At 39.6% G+C, this 15,053-nt stretch carries 14 protein-coding genes; 3 read left to right on the plus strand and 11 right to left on the minus strand.

Features of this window, described 5'->3' with window-relative positions; genetic code table 11:
• Positions 1 to 25: 25 nt before the first annotated feature.
• Positions 26 to 196, minus strand: coding sequence for a DUF3012 domain-containing protein (locus tag FLL46_RS06820; protein WP_142892742.1), 171 nt, complete (start codon positions 194 to 196; stop codon positions 26 to 28).
• Positions 197 to 512: 316 nt separating this feature from the next.
• On the opposite strand from FLL46_RS06820, the gene FLL46_RS06825 reads away from it, so the two are divergent.
• Positions 513 to 1,340 (plus strand): alpha/beta hydrolase, encoded by an 828-nt coding sequence (locus tag FLL46_RS06825; RefSeq protein ID WP_142892743.1) that lies wholly within the window; start codon positions 513 to 515, stop codon positions 1,338 to 1,340.
• 115 nt (positions 1,341 to 1,455) lie between these two features.
• On the opposite strand, the gene FLL46_RS06830 is transcribed toward FLL46_RS06825, so the two are convergent.
• Both FLL46_RS06830 and FLL46_RS06835 read right to left on the minus strand, forming a co-directional pair.
• On the minus strand, positions 1,456 to 1,854 hold the full coding sequence (locus FLL46_RS06830; RefSeq protein WP_142892744.1) for a YybH family protein: 399 nt from the start codon (positions 1,852 to 1,854) through the stop codon (positions 1,456 to 1,458).
• 253 nt (positions 1,855 to 2,107) lie between these two features.
• Entirely contained in the window at positions 2,108 to 2,710 is a 603-nt protein-coding gene (locus FLL46_RS06835; protein ID WP_142892745.1) for a hypothetical protein, read from the minus strand.
• Between the two features lie 251 nt (positions 2,711 to 2,961).
• On the opposite strand from FLL46_RS06835, the gene FLL46_RS06840 reads away from it, so the two are divergent.
• On the plus strand, positions 2,962 to 5,361 hold the full coding sequence (locus tag FLL46_RS06840; RefSeq protein ID WP_168204077.1) for a TonB-dependent receptor: 2,400 nt from the start codon (positions 2,962 to 2,964) through the stop codon (positions 5,359 to 5,361).
• Between the two features lie 77 nt (positions 5,362 to 5,438).
• On the opposite strand, the gene FLL46_RS06845 is transcribed toward FLL46_RS06840, so the two are convergent.
• From FLL46_RS06845 to FLL46_RS06860, 4 genes are all read right to left on the minus strand, one after another.
• Positions 5,439 to 6,632, minus strand: a complete 1,194-nt coding sequence (locus FLL46_RS06845; RefSeq protein ID WP_142892747.1) for a winged helix-turn-helix domain-containing protein — start codon at positions 6,630 to 6,632, stop codon at positions 5,439 to 5,441.
• A 207-nt stretch (positions 6,633 to 6,839) separates the two neighbouring features.
• Positions 6,840 to 7,403 (minus strand): iron transporter, encoded by a 564-nt coding sequence (locus tag FLL46_RS06850; RefSeq protein WP_142892748.1) that lies wholly within the window; start codon positions 7,401 to 7,403, stop codon positions 6,840 to 6,842.
• Positions 7,404 to 7,658: 255 nt separating this feature from the next.
• The gene (gene add / locus FLL46_RS06855) at positions 7,659 to 8,798 is read right to left on the minus strand and encodes an adenosine deaminase (RefSeq protein ID WP_142892749.1); all 1,140 of its coding nucleotides are present in this window, start codon (positions 8,796 to 8,798) and stop codon (positions 7,659 to 7,661) included.
• 18 nt (positions 8,799 to 8,816) lie between these two features.
• Positions 8,817 to 9,866, minus strand: a complete 1,050-nt coding sequence (locus FLL46_RS06860) for an ornithine cyclodeaminase (protein ID WP_142892750.1) — start codon at positions 9,864 to 9,866, stop codon at positions 8,817 to 8,819.
• A gap of 139 nt (positions 9,867 to 10,005) precedes the next feature.
• Here FLL46_RS06860 and FLL46_RS06865 point away from each other — a divergent pair, with 139 nt between their 5' ends.
• The gene (locus FLL46_RS06865; protein WP_210418616.1) at positions 10,006 to 10,437 is read left to right on the plus strand and encodes an Lrp/AsnC family transcriptional regulator; all 432 of its coding nucleotides are present in this window, start codon (positions 10,006 to 10,008) and stop codon (positions 10,435 to 10,437) included.
• A gap of 85 nt (positions 10,438 to 10,522) precedes the next feature.
• Here FLL46_RS06865 and FLL46_RS06870 read toward each other — a convergent pair whose 3' ends face one another.
• The 4 genes from FLL46_RS06870 to FLL46_RS06885 form a co-directional block, all read right to left on the minus strand.
• The gene (locus FLL46_RS06870; RefSeq protein WP_142892751.1) at positions 10,523 to 11,398 is read right to left on the minus strand and encodes an AraC family transcriptional regulator; all 876 of its coding nucleotides are present in this window, start codon (positions 11,396 to 11,398) and stop codon (positions 10,523 to 10,525) included.
• A 144-nt stretch (positions 11,399 to 11,542) separates the two neighbouring features.
• Entirely contained in the window at positions 11,543 to 12,550 is a 1,008-nt protein-coding gene (locus tag FLL46_RS06875) for a hypothetical protein (RefSeq protein WP_142892752.1), read from the minus strand.
• A gap of 533 nt (positions 12,551 to 13,083) precedes the next feature.
• Positions 13,084 to 13,416 (minus strand): nucleoside triphosphate pyrophosphohydrolase family protein, encoded by a 333-nt coding sequence (locus tag FLL46_RS06880; protein WP_142892753.1) that lies wholly within the window; start codon positions 13,414 to 13,416, stop codon positions 13,084 to 13,086.
• Between the two features lie 69 nt (positions 13,417 to 13,485).
• The gene (locus FLL46_RS06885) at positions 13,486 to 14,781 is read right to left on the minus strand and encodes a hypothetical protein (protein WP_142892754.1); all 1,296 of its coding nucleotides are present in this window, start codon (positions 14,779 to 14,781) and stop codon (positions 13,486 to 13,488) included.
• Positions 14,782 to 15,053 lie beyond the last annotated feature (272 nt).

A 15,053-nucleotide genomic window follows, 5' to 3' on the forward strand; every position in this document is an offset into this window, starting at 1 on the left:
CAAACAAGATTATTTAAATACTCTTTTAGTCTTTCTTTTTAAAAACACAATGCTTGGCAAAGTCTTTGGCTTCATTAACAGTCCAGTCGCCTTTTGACTTCTTTTTCATATCTTCACACCATTCCTTACTGCCGACTTCTGGCGCACAGCCCATAAGGAGGAAAGCGGCGGCGAATATTGCTATTATTAATCTCATCAAAACTCCAAAGGTTATTTTTATCGTTTCATTGGCAGACTAATTTACTGGGTTAACCCATTTAAATCAACTATGTCAGAACTGAAGTTTGTCTTGATTATGGAGTTTAAGTTACCTCTACTACTTCTGGTTACAATGATGAAGAAAAACAATCGCAAAGCCTCAACGCTGGTTTATCGTTATAAAATATAGAACGGTCCATTTAGGTTTACTGTCTTTTTCTATTTCGAGTTTTGCCTATAATCGACTACTCATACATCCTTATCAATGATGAAAATAGCCAATTTTTAAGTAGGAATAGCAAACCGAGCTAAACATGAAAGAACACGACATGAAAGACTACGATAAGCAATTCAATCTGCGTAAGCGGCATCCATTTGGGCGAGTTCAGATGCTAGGCAATGAAATTAGTAGCATTTTCACCCGACTAAAATTAAGCAACAGCCGGAACTTAAGTTACGGCGATACCGCAGGCCAGAAACTTGATATTTTCCCGTCAACAAAATCGGACTCACCGGTTTTTATTTTTATACATGGCGGCTACTTTAGAGCATTAGATAAAAGACAATATAGTTTTCTGGCAAGGCCGCTGGTCAAAGCAGGCTATACTGTAGTTCTGCTGAACTATGATCTGGTGCCGCACGTGAGCGTTGCACAAATTATCGAGCAGAACATTCGTGCGCTTAATTGGATTTTTCAAAATATTAATCAATTCAACGGTGACCCGAGACAACTTTTTCTTAGCGGCCATTCTGTTGGCGCTACACTGGTAGCAAAACTTCTTGAACATAATTGGAGCCAGGATATGAAGTCTTCGTTTCAAGGCGCAATCATGTTAAGCGGCCTTTACGATCTTTCAACCTTGCGCCAATCCTATTTAAATGAATCCCTGAGTTTGTCGGCATCAGATGTCAAATTAATGAGTCCTGTTAATAACAAACTTATTGCTTCCATACCTTTATTAATAGCCGTGGGAGGAAGCGAAACCGATGAGTTTATTCGACAATCAAAAACTTATTCCGAAAAATTGACAAAAGAAGGATACGAAAATCAATTCATGATACTCGAGCGGCAAAACCACTATGAGGTCATTACCGCTATGGGACAACCCAATAATGTGTTAATTAAATTTTTATCAAAGTGATCATAGTTTTGCACTAGCATTTCTTTAGAGGACTATATGTCCGCCTAAAGAAATGCTTTTCTTATTGCCTGGAAACACCGAGTTGAAGCAATAACTCATTTTGTGTTTTATTTATTCATTTTGCTTGCAATAACTCTGCGCCATAAGAATTATCGATTGCACAACGCCATTTTCCATCGCTATCTCTGACATATACATAAACGGATTCACGTTCTGTTGAGAATTTTGAATCAAGCTTAAGTTGTGATTTCACAAAGGTTTTCGCGTGTACTAACGCCACATTACCAGCTTCAATGATCTGCACGTCTCCTTGCGATACCTCTAAACTACCATTGAAGTATTTAGAAATTTCTTTATGCGCTTCAGCAATTGCTGTTCGACCGCTTGCCACAAGGCCAGGCTTAACGACCAAAGCAGCATCTTCGGTATAAAAATTTGGGATATTATCAAAATCTTTATTGTTGATAGCCTTATCGGCAGCAAAGATTTCTTGCTTTATTGGATGATCTTTCATATTGCCTCCTTTGTTTTAAAAAGCCCAGGAAGCAGAAATAAAAAACCCGCCTCCAGGGCGGGTTTTCTAAATTAAATAAGCACTAGCAAACCCACCATTCATTTTGAATGATGATAATAATTTGCTGTGATTGAGTTTGTTTCGAGTTCATAAGACAATATTGAAAGATCAATCTAAATAAGTCAACAAAAAAGACCGCTTAATAATAAATAATATGGGTTACTTAATTTATCTTTTGAGAAAAATCAACAGACTAATCCGAGCAGACTTTTACCTCCTCAACTATCCCAACACCTTCGCTGATATAACAACTATCCAATAACGAACAATAGCAAGAAGACACTTTCAACTTAAACCGCTCCTCATTTAATTTTTTCCAAAGTTCGGTGTTAGATTCATTATGGCGCATCGAAAAAATTTCTATCTTATCATTAATGGGTAAAATCACATTTGATACTGAAGAGGTCATTATTTGCGCTTCAACCGGCACTTTGGGACGGTTTTCATCTGACGCATATTTTTCCAACTCCGCCAAGCAACATGCTCTTAAGAATTCCCAGATCGTTTGATAATCATTACCTTCATACCTGAACTTGGCTTGTTTGAGAATCGCCGGACCAACGCCATGATTACTGAGATTTAAACTCAGAACACTTTGCTCAATATTAGGGTCATAGTTACTTGATGAATACTGAATCAGTGGATAGGTCATCGCCTTAACTTGCTGCTCCGCCGATTTAGCCTGCAAGTAGGTTGCGTAAAACGAAGCAATAGAAATCAGTATTGCACAGACTGCGATAATAAAGTTCATCTTGTTCGATGCCAGAGATTGCTCATCTGAAATGTCATGCTCCATTATTTCACCTCGTTTCAATGAAAATGAATGTTAAAAATACTCAGCCTATAGCCAATATCCCACCAATTCAGCTGACCTTAACTGAGAACCCCACAACGACCTTAATATTAAGTCATGCCGGATTTATCTTCAAATTGGTCAAAATCACTATCTTATATCTTGAAAAAATGAATGTTTTAAAAGCAACGACAACTTTTTCACATTTCCCCAGTTAAGGTACTAATTACACAAAATTGACTGGAGTAAGATCTTTGTTTGAAGGTAATCATTTAACACACTCGATTCATCGTCTGTGGATAATACTGGCACTACTCTTTCCCTTTCACGTAGCAGCCGCGAGTGGCGATATTTTCATTACTGTCACCGGAGAAGATAGTCGTCCGCTAAGCGGCGTTTCTATTACCATTGAGTCGCGCAGCGGTGAAGTACATATCGCCAATACCGACACCAGCGGAACCGCATCAGTGAGTGGTTTAAATCCAGGTCTTTTTAAAATTACTGCGACACGCAAAGGATTTTATAAGGTCGTGGAGCCAAGCTTAAGAGTCATTCGAGACAGGATAAATCCGTTAGAATTACAAATGCGAACTGCTGATAATACTGAAAACGTTTTAGTCATTGTCGCAGATGCCCTCAAAAGTGAACCTGACGGTCCCGTTAGCGCGACCTACCTGAAAGGAGAGCGATTGCGTACAGCCGCAGGCAGTGGAGCCGATGTACTGCGAGCCCTCGACGGCGTTCCCGGATTAATATCAACCGGGGATTTTGCAAACTTTACAGTGAGGGGACGCGGCCCACGAGATAACCTGATTTTAGTTGATGGAATTCCCTACGATAAAGTTGTGCATTTCGATGAAAATGTGGGCGAGCAAGAAGACATTAACGGCGGTGGGCGCTTTTCCATTTTCGCCCCAAGTTTGATATCCGGCGCAGAATTTTCACCAGGCGGATGGAGTGCCAGGTATGGCGGGCGCAACGGCTCTTTACTAAAATTAGATCTCGCAAAGGGCGCGCCGAGTCCTTCAGCCAGCTTACGCGTCGATATCGCTGGATTAGAGTTTATTTACGATGGTCCGAGCGGCATCCAGGAAGACACCTCTCTCATTTTCACCGCACGCCAGTTCGATTTCGGCAGAGTATTTGATCTCATTGATGAAAAAGATATTGGCAATCCAGTTATGACAGATGTGATTTTAAAGACTCATACCAATATTGATATTGATAACACTTTGGAGTTTTTACTTTTACATACACCGGAAACCGATGAACGCAATGTTTCCCATGTGCTTGCGTCTGAAAACTTTGAGTCCAGGGAATTACTAGACACCGAGCAAAAGAGCAACCTGCTGGGAATAAACTGGACACACCTATTCGGCGATGACGGTCAATGGGAAAACCGATTCTATATGCGTCGTACTGACAAAACCAGTCAAGAGGGCGAAGCTTTTCCCAACTCGATGCCAATCGTTTTACCAGAGGATCAAGTTCCAGTAAGGAAAAATATATTAACTCAAAGGGAAGATGAAAAAGAAATTGGTTGGCTTAGTAACCTGACTTTTAGTAATCAGTTTGGGAAATTTTCAGCGGGATTATCTGTCAGCGAACTTGATCTTGATTTTTCCAGAACTCTGGCTGATGACTGGTATCGGTATGAATATAATACTACTGACTTTCGTGCTGATCCTTCCCAACGCTATCTTGTGCTAACGCCAGCGGATACTAATGCGGTGCTACTACGCAAAGAGATAGAGTATGCCATTTATTCTGAGCAGGTTTTTGAAGTGGGAGATTGGAATTTTCGCGCAGGTCTACGATACGAATACGATGGCTTTTCAGATGACAGCTATATCTCTCCAAGACTCGCAATAAACTATCATTATTCTCCACTCACACGCTTCTCTCTCACCGCGGGTACCTTTTATCAGTCACCACGTTTTTTGGAACGGGCTGCTGACTCTATGAATAATAACTTAAAAAACGAGAGAGTGAATCATATCAGCGCAGGCTTCAACTACCGGTTGAATAAAGACTGGGATCTATTAGCAGAAATTTACTACCAACAATTAGATGATCTTGTCACTTCACCAGATGTGGTAACTGGAGAAACTGGAAATAATGGTGAAGGAACATCGAAGGGGTTCGATATTGTCGTCAATCGTCGATTCAACGAAAGTTGGTCAGCCAATGCCGTTTATTCATACAACAATGCCACGTTAGACGACAGGGATGGTAATGGCGAATATGATGCAGATTTTAATTATGAGCATTTTTTTACCGTCGGCGCAAACTGGGAAATTGATGATCGGTGGCATTTCGGGTTTCGCTGGAAATATGCGACGGGTCGCCCACGAGACGATTTTGCTATTTATCAGGATGTACTGGCATCGGTAGGCGGGCCCCTCAGGTATTCGCAAGAATTTACCACAAACAATACTTTACGCTGGGATGATTTTCATACCTTAAATGCCCGTCTGGATTATCGCCGTCCTTTCGACTCCTTCGACTTCATAGCGTTTATTGATGTGTTAAATGTCTATGGTTCATCAGCAACCGATGAGCGAGAATTTAACCCGATAACCGGAGAATTAAAAGAAGAGGAAGGCGAAACTATTCCTATCATTGGGATCCGTTTTGAGAAAACCTGGAATTAACTTTAAAGAGGATAGATCAGTACAGTCGGCAAGCTTTTACTAAGCTCGCCGACTTGGTGTCTAAGGTATTTTTCCAGTTATATCATTGCGGAACTTAATACCTTTCTAAACATAGTCGTCAACTTTTTCGGACTGACGCTTGAGACAATAATCGACTGGCAATTATTGAGTTTAGCAAAGCGATAAACTACCTTGGAAAAATTCGATATAAAATGATCCATTTCTATTTTTGTCTGCTCAAGGTGTAAATGGATCAATTCAAAGTCACCAGTTTTACGATGCGCCTTGCAATCCACCCTGCCGATCATTCTATCTTTATAGAGAATGGGCAAACAGAAATAGCCAAACTTACGCTTCTCTTTAGGAGTGTAACACTCAAGCTTATAATCAAATCCAAACAACTGTTGAACTCTATCGCGATGAATAATGGCATTATCAAATGGTGATAAAATTCGAATGTTTGTGGGTGGCGATTTTACCCTGGCGTCAAGAGCCTTCTGAGTAATAAAGATTGGCGGCATGGCTTCTATGGTCTGCTCTATTAAATCCCCTTGTTCGATTTTTTGCTGTAACACAGCTTTAAGTGCTTTTACTAATTTTTCTCCTGGCCTTAAATGTGTGAGTTGTTTAAGCGTGGTAAATCCATTTGCCCTGATCGAAAGGTTAATTAAATATTCGGAAAATTCCAGCAGAGACGGCTCATTGGTATCCGTATTGTCAGGTAAAACTCTTTCTGTGAGATCATAAACTTTTTCCATACCGAAACGATCCGTTATCATTAAATCGCCTTGCAGGAAGAGTCTTTCCAACGCACGCTTTGCCGGTTTCCAATTCCACCATTTTGCATCACCTTTTTTCGCTGATTCAAAATCTCTGGCTTTGAGCGGTCCATCGATTCGAATTCGATCAAGAACATGTTGCATATATTTAGGTTCTGCCCTGGGACAAAAGGAAGACTCGCCACGCCTTACCGCTGACATCAGTGGTAAGGCAAATCGATAATCATTCATCGGTAAGTAAGAAGCTGCGTGAAACCAATATTCAAATGCACTTCGTTCTTGTACTAATTGGCGAAGGAAACTGGGCTGATAATCGGGAATGCGAGTCCAAAGCGTGTGATGATGCGCGCGCTCAACAACAGATAGTGTATCTATTTGAATATACCCTAAATGCTCCAGTGCACGTTGAGTCGCTTCGCGCCCTTTTCCAAATGGACGCACTTTGGTAAGCCCCTGGTGCTGTAATGCAATAAGGCGCAACCTTTGACGCATAAGATAAACTCAGTTCTAGAGTGAAAAAGTTATCTTAACTTAATGTCAATCCATAACACAGTACTCATTGTTCACTCTTGAGCCATCTTGTTCCACAAATCCTATATTGTGGACTTGAATCGAGCGAGTAAGGTTGTCGCTCGAACAAGTTCCGACTACCCGGTAGAATTCTCTGATCTAGTTCGACTCGCCATAGGCAGGTCGCGATTACCGTCGCGACGCCTTGGCAATTTTTTCAAAGTCGAGATCTTGATAAGTAAACTTTTGCTTCTTCATAAAATAAGCCTGGTGCCCATCTACCCAATCTTTATGCAAGGATACATCACTAATTTCCGGCGGATCGACATAAAAAGTGACAGTGTATTTGTCATCTTGCTTTCCGGGCAAACTCATGTTTCGGGCGTAATGAAAATTATCAATGAGATTTATGTGCGGCGTTAGAGTGACAAATGTTGTTTCTTTAGTGCGCTGATTGATGACTTCAGCATTAATTTTTAGATAAGGAATAAAACCGCCTCTTGGCGTACCTTTAGGAACCTCTCCTTTAGCCGACCAGTTAACTCGGGCTTCGATATGAACATCAGTTTTGCCTTCGGCCAAATTTTGAGACAGCGGCATGACATGATCTTTTATTGCTCCCTCAAAGATAAAATCGATGCCAGGCTTGACGTAGCTTTCACCAATGATCATTTCCAGTGCTTGCACACTGTTAGTTATGCCAATGTTAATAGCGCCTAGAATGAGCAAACTCTTTATTAATAATCGTTTCATAGGTCTCTACCTGATCAAAAATAACTATTAGCGATTATACCTATCACATTCTCACTTGCAAATGATAATTATTCTTGTTTTATGACTGGAGTGTCTGCCAGTTAACTGAGAATCCATTAACTTTTAGTTTTTGCTATGTCTCGGTAGTTTGAAATATTTTCGTTTCATCTTTGTATGTATCGCACCCATTCAAAAATTCAGGCCTACTATTGCCTGAATTTTTTTAGATAGGCTGCCTTTTAGTTTTCTGAGAGGCTAAATATTGACGTAATTAGCAGCAGCCCATTTCTTCAAGGAATTAATGTAAGCCTTTTTTTCTTCATCTGGTAGCCATGCGGCTTTAAATGCATGCAACATCAAACGAACCATATCTCTTTTCGAAAACTTTCCGGCTTGCTGAAAATTAAGCATGAGATTAGTCAGGTATCCACTATCAAATTCTCCCGGATCGTCAGAGTGAAGACTTATGCATACACCGTGTTGAAATAGAAAGCGAATCCGTGGAATATCTTGTGGCTCAGGGTCACTCCCACGCTGAACGGGAGAAGCAGTTAAACATAGGTCCCGGCGTCTTATTTCAGCAACTAAATCGATATCTTCAGCCGCATTCAAACTATGATCCAACCGATCTACCTTGAGAATATCCATTGCTTCACGAATGTGACCAGTTGAATTCTTTTCATCAACATCGTTGTGAATTGTTAAAAAATATCCATCTTTTTTTGCCTGTGCATAGACATCTTTGAATTTAGAAGGCGGATTACCTTCTTCCGGTCCAGAATCAATTCCAAGTCCTAACAAATACTTCTTGTAGGGCTTCGCGTTAGACATCATTTCAACAGCACTATCAACACTACGCTCGCGGTTAATAGAAATAATAAGGTTGAGCTTCACACCAAAAGCTTTCTGGCCTGCTTCTCTACCTGCAAGAATTCCTTTCATCATGCTATCAAAATCAATTCCTCTAGAAGTGTGGGCCTGAGGATCAAAAAACATTTCCACATAGACGATATTATTTTCTTTGCATTTTTCCATGAAGTCATAAACAGTTGTTAAAAAATCTTTTTCTGTCTGCAATACCGTAATCTGTTTATTATGATGGCTAAGAAATCCGGTTAATCCCGGCACTCGACTTGATAAAGATTGTCTTACTTCATCAGCAGTTTTGAAAAAGTTAAATTTATTGCGATTGGCCAGCTTTGCTACAGTTTCAGGGCTCATGGTTCCTTCGAGGTGAATATGTAATTCAGCTTTCGGCATCTCACCGATAAAAACTTGCATTTTCTCACGGCTCATTCCGTCGAGATTGCTAGCAAAACTATTAAAGGAAAACAGTTGGAAGGAAAACAGAACAATAATAATTGCAAGCAAACGATTATAAAATTTTGTTGTCATTTCTAGAGTCCTTTTATTTTATGCACCAAATCGAATGAGGACTTCATCATGATATTCGTTAGTAAGTGCAAATAAATCTTTGGGATTTTCAAGCTGTGGTATCAAATCGATAGTGTCGCCCATTTTCAATTCAACTGCCTTATCATAAATATATCGCAATACCGACAAATCTTCCAAAGCAAAGCCGACTGAATCAAAAATCGTGATCTGATTTTTAGAGTCTCGGCCTTGATCATAGTTAGCAATAACTCGCCAAATCGGAAAAACAGGATGTTCTTTATCTAGTTGTTGAATATCCCCTTCAACTCGCGTTTGAGGTTCGTGTTCGACAAATATCTTACCGCTCTTCAGGGCATCGATATGTAGCTCGGTTTTTCCTGGGCAATCACCACCGACACCATTGATATGCATACCAGGCTCAATCATGTCAGCAGTTAAAATAGTTGCGTTGCTCTTGTCGGCAGTGACTGTGGTTACAATATCTGCCCCTTTAACACACTCCCTCGCTGAGCTGGTTTTTATCACCTTCAATTCAGGATATCGTTTGAGGTGATTGAATACCTTCTCCATTGATTGGGAGTCAATATCAAAGATCCTCAATTCATTGATACCAAGCAGAAAATGAAATGCCAAAGCCTGAAACTCACACTGGGCACCACAGCCGATAATTCCCATTATTTCAGAATCAGGCCTGGCCAATGCTTTTGCAGCCATTGCGGAAGTTACTGCTGTTCGGAACGCGGTTGTCAGAGTAAGTTCTGAGAGCATTCGAGGGTATCCGGTCGCAACATCGGATAAAGCGCCAAAAGCCATCACTGTGGGTAACCCGAGTGAAGGATTCGATGGATGACCGTTCACATATTTAAACGTGTAGTTTTGCTCATCTGCCACCGGCATTAATTCGATAACGCCTACCTTGCTGTGGGCTGCAGTGCGAGATGATTTGTCAAATTCCAGCCAGTTCGTAAAATCATGTTCAAGGTAATCCAGTAGTCCTTTCATTAAGTTTTCGGAACCAATTTTACTCACCAGTTTTCCTAAAGTTTTAACATCCAGAAACAAGGTCATTATGTTGTCCAATTACAAAAAATTTTATGTTAGCTCAAAGTAAAGCCAACAAATAGCCAACAAATTGTACATTTTGATACTCAATTAATGCATAATGAAATATAAGAGTTACAAAGTGACTAATTCTGGATACCTAATCATGTCTGATAAGCTGGATGATAAAGATAGAAAGCTGATTTCTCTGCTAAGGGATAACGCTAGAATGCCGGTCGTTATTCTGGCAAAGAAATTAGGTGTTTCAAGAGCAACGGTGCAAAACAGAATTAACAAACTTGAGCAAAATGGTGTCGTTCAAGGCTATACGCTGAAGCTGAAACCAGAGGCAGAAAGTCACCTCGTCCGGCTGTTTATGAATATTACGGTCAAGGCTAAAAATGAAACCGCAGTAATCAAAGATTTACAAAGTTTCCCTCAAGTTGTTGCTATCCATCATACTAGCGGCCATTGGGATTTGATGGCTGAAATCAGGGCGGAAAGTTTACCTTCACTGAATACCCTGCTCGGTGAGATCCGCCTGATTGATGGTATTGAGCAAACTGAAACTAATTTATTACTTGATACGGTGCTCTAGGATGTCTTTCTCCCTCTCCCCAGCCCTCTCCCAGAGTGAGAGGGGGTTAACACCGTGCGCAGACTGTCTGCTCATTATCAATTCATTACTTCTTAATCACCGGTATCCACCAACGAATTCCCATATCTCTCATGGGTCTGAAAGCTATGGGGAAATAAGCCGCTATGTCAGGTTTATTTCCGTCTCGCTCATATCCGGTTGAAGCAAACCATTCCCCATAAATATATCTATTTGTTTTCATAGACGTTTGATAAGTGCAATTGAATTCAGCATATGTCGCAGTTGGTATTGAATAAGTATCAAACTTATTTGAGTCAATTTCAGAGGTATTTTCGATAGCAAGAACATCAGTAAAAGCCTCTTTATTTCCTTGTTCATTTGGAAAATACACTGACATTAATGGGGCTTCTGATACAGGGCCACATCTGCCACTGGTTAACTCAAAAAGCAAATTGTATTCATTTGAGCTGACATATTCTTTCCAAAACTTCCGACCCTCTTTAACGAATTGATCAAATTCGAAATCTTTACTTTTACCACGCACTTTGAATGCTGGTTTCTCAATAATTCTATAATCTAACATTGCTTTTCCTTTTGTCTCTAATTGAAAGGAAACACGGTTATATGCAGAGAGTTTAACTTGTGATGAACGCACTTTACCGGGATTGACACCATGTAACTTTCGAAATGCTCGTGTAAAAGCATTAGGAGAGTCATAGCCATATTTTGATGCTATATCGATAACTCGTTCGTCACCTGATACTAGCTCTGCTGCTGCCTTGGTCAGTTTGCGTTTTCGAATGTATTCCGCGGGAGTGACATTAAATATGGCATAGAACATACGATGAAAATGATACTTAGAGGAATAGGCTATTTTTGCCACCTCATCTATAGCAATTTCACCATCGAGATTATCCTCAATAAATTCAATCGCCAGATTCATTCGTTTAGACCAATCCAAATTACTAAGCCTCCTTTTTTACGAGGTAGAATAAATGGTTGTTAATATTGAGTCTCACCTTTTTTTGCTATTTTGATTTGGAAGCCCTGTTGGTTGCTAACTGATACAAGGTGAATTCTTCGACTCATATTGATAATAATTGCTTCATTCAGCCCCATCAACTGTCGGCTGCATAACGTTGTTTGGCGATAATTTCCGAATCAAACGCAAGGACAATAAAATACTCATTGCACAAACGAATCCAGACATTGCTCCAACAGTGACGGCTTGAGCGAACCAGTCACCGGGAACACCCGCCCCTATGCGGACGGTATAAATGAATGAACCGTGTAATACTCCGGCCAGGAAACCAGATAATAATAAAGTGACTGCTCTCAACGAGCGTTTGGAATTGATTGCACTCAAAGCAAGAATAGCAATAGTTACCGGGTAAGAAAAATAAAAAATAGTGCCAATTATTGAAGAGCCTAAACTATTCAAAAAACCAAGCCTGGTTATATATGTTCCTGCATCGAACCACCCTACGAGGAGAACCATCATAAGAGAAGCATATAACAACCATTTAGGTGCTTTTAACAAATTGAATTCAACGCTACGATAACTCGAAAGTAAAGTAACGGTCACTAAGCATGCAAACGCATTTGCATCTGCCGGAGAAAGCAATCTAACACTGACAAGATCAGGCCGTGTTTGATAGTAAATATTCAACGCCTCTCCCAGAGTCGCTCCGATCAACATGGGAGTAAAAATCAAGAATATCGAAAAAACATGTAGAGAAATTTTTCTTTCTGAAGAAAATGAAAATATGAACGCATAAGCGAGTATAATGAAGCCCCAAAACATGCTCGCCAAGAACCCTGCTTCATCTCTATCAAAAGAATATGCCAAGACGACGAGTCCAACACAGTGACCCAGAATTACAAGTATTCTCCCAGTCAATTCTTCACGAGACCTGACATGCAATATATTCGCCGAAAGCAACCACATAAGCCAACCAGTAAGAATAATTAACTCAGAGTCGAAATTTAAACCCAAGCTTTCAAACGCATTTAATATTTTATCGCCTTTTGCCAGCAGAACCCCGGCATATAGTACTGCGATTGCTGCGATTGGCAACGACCAGCGTTTATCAGTGATCGGTGGAAGGTTCATACGTTTATTCTATTGCTTAAAGTTGAAATCTTGAGAGAGTTTTTATTCTCATGTATTTTTTGTTATAAATACAACCATTACGCTCCAGCAAGCAATTCTGGTAACTTTAACGAACTGTCTGCTTATTATAATCTTCAATATACTCAATCGCCAGGTCCATTCCTTTAGACCAATCCAAACTACTAAACCTCCTTTTTTTACAATTTTGATTTGAGAGCTAGTTTAATTGTTTGCCGATAGCAATCCGTAGGCTGGGTAGACGAAGGAAACCCAACAACATTCTCAATTCAACCATAGATTCAAAGGAATTAAATTTTCTCCTAATCTAGAAAACTTCTGTTGGGTTTCGCATTAACCAAATCACATTATTACCTTAACGCTTAGTTAATTTTGTGCGTATTAACACTAGAATTCGATTCATGTTTAAGATTCGCAGCTAGCGTTATACTACTTTTAAATAGTTCGAATGCTGTCTGTTAGCTTTACTCAACCAAACCATAAAAGATTAACTATGATTCTAGTGTCTTTTGCTTTTATTGATTACAGTTAAGTTTATCAGACATATACTCGATTAATTCTTTAATGTTCTTCTTAAAAGCAGATTCTAAATCAACATCGCATTTGCCAGCTAATACAATTATTGACCACAAGCAATCAGCGAGTTCATGTTCAAGTTTGGTTTTATGATCATCGATATTTCTTACACCAGCATTTGCTTGAACGAGTTTCGCTAAATCACCCACATCTCCAACGAATCCAAGCGCTAGTTCCTGCGTACTCCACTTGCGACCAAATTCCTTGAACTCCCATTTTTCATATAGATTATTCAGTTGAATAGCTGAATTTTTGAGTTCGTTAAATTCCATAAATTCCTCTAAGAAATAGTGACTTATAACTTTTCATGGGTAGAGTGTTCGTTAGTTTTATTTCCCCTTTTATCGAGGATTTTCAAACGCGGTATACCAACTACTGTACTCCAAGTTTTTTCTAACATATTTATTTTTTAAACTTTCCGCTTCTCGTAATAAACGTCTTGCCTTTTCATCGCACTGATGGCCCCTTAGCAGTAAGTCATAAGCATTTTGTTCACATAGTTGATAGCTAAATGGTACCAACGAAGCCAACTTGTCATAAAGAAAATCAACCAGATCAATTGGCAACTTATTGTTTATGTCAACATCTAAACTGCTAAGAATATCAAAAATGTTATCTGAAGATCGTGCATGCGCCCATAACATCAACAACCGAGTATCTTCACCACTTAAAAACTTGACCGTTTGTAATAATAAGACCTGTTCCGTCTTCCTATCTAGAGGACGGAAAATATCTGGTTCGCCATCTTCCGGTACGAGATGACTAATGGCATAGAATGGCATAGCTAGCTTTAGATTAGCGTAATACGAATATTCTTTTTTAATTTTTCCAATTTTCGGCTGCACATACACAGAGTAGATTTCCTTTGTCATTGCTCTGCATTCTTCGACATTATTTTCATTAAAGATACCCATTGCGTAAAATTCTGGCGGTGACGTATCTCTTAATATTTCTTTTAACCGCTGAATTAATTCGGGCGGTGAATCAAAGGCAATTTCAGCTCTAATAGCAGTCGAAAGTTTGATAACACGCTCAATTCTATTTTTACAATGTATTACGTTTGCTTTTTCTTTCTCTTTTATCAATGGCGAAGCATTATTCAAATTGTATTTTTCATCCAGGATCTCTAAACAAGCGAGCGCGTAATGTCTATTACCTGGGTCCCCTCTTTTAAAAGAAACTTCATATTTTGAAATTGCCTCAATGAAAACCCTCGACAGTTCCGGATCTTCATATAAAAGTAACGCAGTGTGCCAAGCCAGTGATTGATATGGATAACCTCCCTCATAAACCAATTGAATAATCTTTTCTAAAAATGCTCTGTGTTTTAACAACCCTCCCATCCAAGCGCCAGCAGCTAAAGCTGACCAACCAAAATATAAGTTTTTTTCATCGTCCATGAAACTAAGTAAATCGTGAATATGTTTTTCTTTTACTACTGTAAGAAGGAACCTCGCTCTAGTAATAAATACATCAAAATCTTCGGTTGGTTCTGGCGCCTGATAAGTTGCTTTCAATCCAAAGTGAGGTTTCCTACAAAAGACAAGGACGTAAGTTCGATAAAGATCAGCCGGACAATATTCTATGGTTTTAGGAATATCTGTATCAAAATAAGGTGTATTAATGCTCTGTATCAAGATGCTTCCTATACTTATAATCCAAACTCATTAAGTTACTATTTAATCGTAAATCGGTCAGATGCGGATAACTGTCTCAATCTAACGGGATCAGCTCAGCAAGTTGGGTAAGCAAAAGAAACCTGGCAACATTCTCAATTCAACCATAGATTCCAAAATTAAATTCTCTGGTAACCTCGAAAACCTTTGTTGGATTTCGCAAACTCAACCCAACCCACCAAACAGTTAATTCCCTTCAAGCTGATCTGACCCCGTCATTACGTGTAATTCCA

Source organism: Aliikangiella coralliicola, assembly GCF_007004725.1.
GTDB classification, from domain to species: domain Bacteria; phylum Pseudomonadota; class Gammaproteobacteria; order Enterobacterales; family Kangiellaceae; genus Aliikangiella; species Aliikangiella coralliicola.

Bases quoted from the DNA above. Each gene is read 5' to 3' on its own strand.
- add (WP_142892749.1), bottom strand. From the start codon at position 8,798: ATGACAACAAAATTTTATAATCGTTTGCTTGCAATTATTATTGTTCTG.
- FLL46_RS06830 (WP_142892744.1), bottom strand. From the start codon at position 1,854: ATGAAAGATCATCCAATAAAGCAAGAAATCTTTGCTGCCGATAAGGCT.
- FLL46_RS06835 (WP_142892745.1), bottom strand. From the start codon at position 2,710: ATGGAGCATGACATTTCAGATGAGCAATCTCTGGCATCGAACAAGATG.
- FLL46_RS06860 (WP_142892750.1), bottom strand. From the start codon at position 9,866: ATGACCTTGTTTCTGGATGTTAAAACTTTAGGAAAACTGGTGAGTAAA.
- FLL46_RS06825 (WP_142892743.1), top strand. From the start codon at position 513: ATGAAAGAACACGACATGAAAGACTACGATAAGCAATTCAATCTGCGT.
- FLL46_RS06820 (WP_142892742.1), bottom strand. From the start codon at position 196: ATGAGATTAATAATAGCAATATTCGCCGCCGCTTTCCTCCTTATGGGC.
- FLL46_RS06875 (WP_142892752.1), bottom strand. From the start codon at position 12,550: ATGAACCTTCCACCGATCACTGATAAACGCTGGTCGTTGCCAATCGCA.
- FLL46_RS06850 (WP_142892748.1), bottom strand. From the start codon at position 7,403: ATGAAACGATTATTAATAAAGAGTTTGCTCATTCTAGGCGCTATTAAC.
- FLL46_RS06845 (WP_142892747.1), bottom strand. From the start codon at position 6,632: ATGCGTCAAAGGTTGCGCCTTATTGCATTACAGCACCAGGGGCTTACC.
- FLL46_RS06865 (WP_210418616.1), top strand. From the start codon at position 10,006: ATGTCTGATAAGCTGGATGATAAAGATAGAAAGCTGATTTCTCTGCTA.
- FLL46_RS06880 (WP_142892753.1), bottom strand. From the start codon at position 13,416: ATGGAATTTAACGAACTCAAAAATTCAGCTATTCAACTGAATAATCTA.